At 66.2% G+C, this 5,882-nt stretch carries 6 protein-coding genes; all 6 read right to left on the bottom strand.

Annotated elements, in window-relative coordinates; translation table 11 throughout:
* On the bottom strand, positions 1-823 hold an 823-nt coding region (locus tag AC3AYF_RS11630), incomplete at its 3' end, for a proton-conducting transporter transmembrane domain-containing protein (protein WP_487779754.1).
* Positions 820-1,128: an NADH-quinone oxidoreductase subunit NuoK gene (gene nuoK, locus AC3AYF_RS11625; protein ID WP_110597770.1), complete on the bottom strand. Its 309-nt coding sequence runs from the start codon at positions 1,126-1,128 to the stop codon at positions 820-822. The genes nuoK and AC3AYF_RS11630, both read right to left, overlap by 4 nt.
* The gene (gene nuoJ, locus AC3AYF_RS11620) at positions 1,125-1,745 is read right to left on the bottom strand and encodes an NADH-quinone oxidoreductase subunit J (protein ID WP_295039452.1); all 621 of its coding nucleotides are present in this window, start codon (positions 1,743-1,745) and stop codon (positions 1,125-1,127) included. The genes nuoK and nuoJ overlap by 4 nt, the downstream gene beginning before the upstream one ends.
* Positions 1,746-1,818: 73 nt before the next feature.
* Positions 1,819-2,367, bottom strand: coding sequence for an NADH-quinone oxidoreductase subunit NuoI (nuoI, locus tag AC3AYF_RS11615; protein ID WP_110707131.1), 549 nt, complete (start codon positions 2,365-2,367; stop codon positions 1,819-1,821).
* 12 nt (positions 2,368-2,379) lie between these two features.
* Positions 2,380-3,363: an NADH-quinone oxidoreductase subunit NuoH gene (nuoH, locus tag AC3AYF_RS11610; RefSeq protein WP_295039456.1), complete on the bottom strand. Its 984-nt coding sequence runs from the start codon at positions 3,361-3,363 to the stop codon at positions 2,380-2,382.
* The coding region (gene nuoG, locus AC3AYF_RS11605) for an NADH-quinone oxidoreductase subunit NuoG (protein ID WP_487779753.1) at positions 3,360-5,882 on the bottom strand (2,523 nt) is incomplete at its 5' end. The genes nuoH and nuoG, both read right to left, overlap by 4 nt.

Genomic DNA, 5,882 nt, shown 5'->3' with positions numbered 1-5,882 from the left:
ACATACGCGCCACCATGAAAATACCGGCCGTCACCATGGTCGCCGCATGGATCAATGCCGACACCGGCGTCGGGCCCGCCATGGCATCCGCCAGCCAGGTGTGCAGCGGCAGCTGTGCCGACTTGCCCGCCGCGCCACCGAGCAGCATCAGCGCCGCGAGCTGCGGCATCAGGCCGCCCTCGGTCCAGACTTCCGGCGCCCGCGCCAGCAGCGTCTGCAGGTTGAGGGAGCCGAGCTCGAGATAGAGCAGGAACATGCCGATGGCGAGAAACACGTCGCCGGTACGGGTGATCACGAACGCCTTGAACGCCGCCCAGCCGTTGGCCGGCGTACGATAGTAGTAGCCGATCAGCAGATAGCTGCAGAGCCCCACCCCTTCCCAGCCGAAGTAAAGCAGCAGCAGATTGTCCCCCAGCACCAGCAGGATCATGCTGAACACGAACAGGTTCATGTGGCAGAAGAAGCGGGTCACGCCATCCTCGCCACGCATGTACCAGGCCGCGAACAGGTGGATGAAGAAACCGACCCCGGTGATCACGCCGAGCAGGGTCAGCGACAACCCATCCAGCATCAGCCCCACGGTGGGCTGGAAATCACCCACGCTGATCCAGTGCCACAGGGTCAACGTCTGCGCCGACTTGCCCTGGTCGTAGAAGTCGATGCCGACCCAGAGCGTGCACAGTGCCGCCAGGCCGATGGAGGCGACACCGATGGTCGCGCTGGCCCGCTCGGAGAGACGCCCGAACGACAGCGCCAGGATCAGCGATCCCAGTAACGGGAAGACGAACGTGAGTGTCAGCAAGACATCGTGAAAAGTAGTCATCCGCGCAACCTGCTAGCCGCATCGATATCGAGAGTCTTGAAGCGACGGTAGAGCTGCATCAGCAGCGCCAGCCCCACGCTCGCCTCGGCCGCTGCCAGGGTGATGATCATCAGGAACATGACCTGGCCGTCGGCCTGCTGCCAGTGGGTGCCACCGACAATGAACGCCAGCCCGGCGGCGTTCATCATGATCTCCAGACTCATCAACACGAACAGCATGTTGCGCCGCGTCATCAGCCCCGCCAGCCCCAGCACGAACAGGATCGCCGCCAGCCACAGGCCATGCTCCACCGGAATGCCCGTCATGCCTTGCCCTCCTGCGTATCGCGACTCTCCTCGCGGGTGTGGATCGATGTCTCGCGTGGCGCTGCGGCGGAAGCCTGTTCGTTCAGCTCGCGCTGGCGCTCGCGGGCGAGATCGGCTTCATCGTGCGCTTCACTGCGACCCAGGTGAGACGCCGCCACCAGCGCCGCCAGCAGCAGCATCGCCGCCAGTTCGACGATGACCAGATAGGGCCCGAACAGCGACATGCCCACCATCTTGGCCGTCAACGTCTCGCCGCTGATACTGCCGTCGTAGTCGCCACTGGCCAGGGTCACCACCATCACGATCAACAGCACCGCCGTCAGTATCGCCGGGCCCACCCACGCCCTGGGCTGGAGCCAGGCTCGCTCCTGCTCCACCGCCGACTCGCCGAGATTGAGCATCATCACCACGAACACGAACAGCACCATGATCGCGCCGGCATAGACGATGATCTCCAGGGCCCCGGCGAACGGCGCCCCCAGCGCGAAGAACACCATCGCCACCGCGATCAGCGACACGATCAGATAGAGCAGCGCGTGGACCGGATGGGTGCCGGTCACCACGCGAAGGGTGGCGAGAATCGCGACCAGGCCACTCAAGTAAAACGCGATTTGCATGCTTCTCTCTCTCCCCCAGCAAACGGCTCCCGGCCGCTACCGCCTCTCGACGATACCGGCTGACGTATACCACTCACGGCATCAGCGACTTGACGTCGATAGGCTCGGCCTCGTTCTGCGCCTCGCCCTTGTCCTTGCCGGCAATCGACAGGCCGGCCACGCGATAGAAGTTGGTGTTGTGATCCTTGCCCGGGCCATCGATCAGCAGGTCCTGCTTCTCGTAGACGAGCTCCTGGCGCCGGAACTCGCTCATCTCGAAATCCGGGGTCAGCTGGATCGCCGAGGTCGGGCACGCCTCCTCGCACATGCCACAGAAGATGCAGCGCGAGAAATTGATGCGGAAGAACTCCGGATACCAGCGGCCATCCTCCTTCTCCCCCTTCTGCAACGAGATGCACGCCACCGGACAGGCCACGGCGCACAGGTTGCAGGCCACGCAGCGCTCCTCGCCGTCCGGATCGCGGGTCAGCACGATGCGGCCACGATAGCGCGGCGGCAGGTAGACCTGCTCTTCCGGGTACTGCAGCGTCTCGCGCTTGCGCCAGGCGTGCGAAAACACCATCCACAGCGTGCGCAGTTGCGTGCCGGTGCCGGACACGATCTTCCGGATCTGACTCAGCATGGTCGCTCTCCCTTACACGCCCGGGTCGATGAGCAGAATCATCGCCCCGGTGATCAATAGATTGACGAGTGTCAGCGGCAGACACACCTTCCAGCCGAAGCTCATCACCTTGTCGTAGCGCGGCCGCGGCAACGCCGCGCGCAGCAGCACGAACAGGATGACGAAGAACACCGTCTTGAGCAGGAACCAGACGATCGGCGGCAGCAGCGGCCCGTGCCAGCCGCCGAAGAACAGCGTCACCAGCAGCGCCGAGATCAGCACGATGCCGATGTACTCGCCGACGAAGAACATGCCCCATTTCATCCCGGAATATTCGATGTGGTAGCCGTCGGCCAGCTCCTGCTCGGCCTCGGGCTGATCGAACGGATGGCGGTGGGTCACCGCGATCCCGGCGATGACGAAGGTGCAGAAGCCGAAGAACTGCGGCACGATGAACCAGACGTTCTCCTGCGCATTGACGATGTCGCGCATGTTGAACGAGCCGGTCATGGCGACGATGCCCATCACCGCCAGGCCCATGAAGACCTCGTAGGAGAGCGTCTGGGCGGAGGCGCGCAGGGCGCCGAGCAGCGCGTACTTGTTGCTGCTGGCCCAACCGGCGAACAGCACCGCGTAGACGTTGATGCCGGCCATGGCGAAGAAGAACAGGATGCCGATGTTGAGATCCGCCACCCCCCAGCCGGGCGTGATCGGGATCACCATGAACGACAGCAGCAGCGAGGCCATGGCGATCGCCGGCGCCAGCACGAAGAAGGTCCGGTCGGCGAACGGCGGGATCCAGTCCTCCTTGAAGAAGATCTTGAGCATGTCCGCCGCGATCTGCAGAAGCCCGAACGGACCGACCCGGTTGGGGCCGTAGCGGTCCTGCCACAGCGCCAGCAGGCGCCGTTCGATCATGCTCAACAGCGCCCCGGAAACGACCACGACCAGCAGAATGACCACGGCCTGAACCATGGCGATCAACGTCGCCTCGACTTGCGGCGTCCACCAGTTCATGGGCGCGCCTCCCCGGCCGGCGCCTGGCCATCGTGCTCCGCTTTCGCGACCGCTCCCCAGCGCACGGCACCTGGCGTCAATCCTCCGGTGACTTCCTGGATCGAACCAGCGGGCAGGCCAACGACACCTGGCGGCAGACCGGCGCTGAGTCTCGCCGGCAGCCTGAAGCGAGTGCCATCGACAGCGATCGAGACCGCATCGCCGGCGCCGATACCCAGCCCCGCGGCGTCGGTCTGGTTTAGCGCGACCTGCGGCGGCGCCATGCGCTCGCGAATCGGTTCGGCCCGGCGCGACATGTCGTCGCCGCCGAACAGCTGGGGCAGGTCGAGCACCTGCCATTCGCCCTCGCGCGGCTTGAAGGCGACTGGGATGTCGGTGCAGTAGTCGCCACCGGCGGCGGCGGCCGTGAACAGCCGCTTGCCCGGATCTCCGGCGCGCAGATGGCCACCGACCTCGTCCTGGAACTTGTTCCAGGCCTGCGGGGAGTTCCAGCCCGGCGCCCAGGCGAAGGCGACCTCCCGGCGCGGCTCCCGATAGCCGGAATAACCTTCCATCGAGAAGGCGAACGGCGTGTCGAGGTCCATCGGCGCCCGCGGCTCGTTGACGTCGAGATTGGCGCGCATGGCGGTACGGCCGCTGTAGCGGTGGGGCTCGCGGGCCAGTTTCAGGCCGTGGATGCGGAACATCGCCTCCGGCGTGTTCTGGTGCAGCGGGGCCAGGGCGGGCGCATCCTCGGCGACGGCCTGGGTCAAGTCGTCGAGCAGGATGGTCTCCACCGGCTGGCGCTCCAGCGTGGCGTGGAGCGCATGCAGCCAGCGCCAGCTTTCGCGAATGCGAGTATCGGGACGCATGTAGCTGGGATCGAACACCTGATAGAAGCGCTGCGCGCGGCCTTCGAGGCTGACCAGGGTGCCGTCGCTCTCGGCGAACGTGCCCGCCGGCAAGCCGATGTCGGCTCGCCCCCAGGTCGGCGTGCGCTGGTGATCGACCACGACGAGCGCCGTGGCCCGCCCGAGCGCGCTATCCACGCGTGGCGCCGGCAGCCGGGTATAGAGATCGTTCTCGAGAATCACCACACCATCGGCGTCCCCGGTTTCCAGTTGCGCCAGCGCCCAGTCGAGGGATTCCCCGCCCAGCAACCCGAGCCCGACGCTGTTGGCCTCGCGACGAACGAGGGTCAGCCCGGCGTCCGAACGCTGGCGCCGGCCGAGCGCGCGGGCGATGTTGCCGGCCGCTTCCAGGATCGCCATCGATCCCAGTGACTCGCCGGCAATGATCAGCGGCTTTTTCGCCGCCAGCAGGGCATCGGCGATGCGCTCGACCAACTGTGACGTTGCCGCGTCGAGGCCTTCGACGGCCGGCGCGGTGGAATCCAGGGCATGGGCCACGGCGAAACCGAGCCGGGCGATATCGTCGGGGGCGAGACGCTCGGCGTGGGCGGCGATTCCATCGAGCTTGGTGACATCGGGCGTGGCCAGGAAGAGCGGATGGCCAGCGTCCTGGGCGATGGTCTTTACCGCCTCGGCGTTCCATTCGGGGATGCCGCGCTCGGCGCCCAGCTCCGCGCCCTTGCCGCGCACCGCCTGACGCACCGACAACGCGACACGGGCGGCGCTCTGGATGAGGTCTTCGCCGAGCACCAGGATCGCGTCGCACTGCTCGATCTCGCGCAGGCTCGGCGTGGCCAGCCCCGCCTCTCGGTTGAGCGCTTGCATCCGTCGGATCCGCGCCAGCTCTCCGGCCTCGATACCGGTGGAGAAGTTGGCCGCACCGACCAGCTGACGCAGGCGGTGGTTGCTCTCCAGGCTGGCCCGGGGCGAGCCGATGCCGATGAGCCGCCTGGCGCCACGCAGGCGATCCGCGGCCAGATCGAGCGCTTCGTCGACTTCCATCGTGCGCGCCTCACCACCGGCCTCCCGGCATTCGGGACGTGTCGGCCGATCCTTGCGGTTGACGTAGCCGTAGCCGAACCGGCCGCGGTCGCAGAGGAAATAGCCGTTGACGTCGCCGTTGTAGCGATTCTCGATCCGGCGAATGTCGCCGTAGCGCTCGCCGGGACTGATGTTGCAGCCGCTGGCGCACTGGTGGCAGACGCTCGGCGCGAACTGCAGGTCCCACTTGCGAGTGTAGTGATCGGAGTGGGTCTGGTCGGTGAACACGCCGGTCGGGCAGACCTCGGTCAGGTTGCCGGAGAACTCGCTCTCCAGGGTGCCGTCGGTGACGCGACCGAAGTAGACGTTGTCATGGGCGCCGAAGGCACCCAGGTCCTCGCCACCGGCGTAATCCTGGTAGAACCGCGTACAGCGATAGCAGGTGATGCAGCGGTTCATCTCGTGGGCGATGAACGGCCCCAGGTTCTGGTTGCGATGGGTGCGCTTGCGGAAACGGTAACGGCGGCGGTCGTGACCGGTCATCACCGTCATGTCCTGCAGATGGCAGTGGCCGCCTTCCTCGCAGACCGGGCAGTCGTGGGGATGGTTGACCATCAGGAACTCGATCACCGTCTCGCGGAAGACCTT

Source organism: Salinicola sp., assembly GCF_982684285.1.
This window is presented reverse-complemented; position numbering and strand designations above follow the sequence as displayed.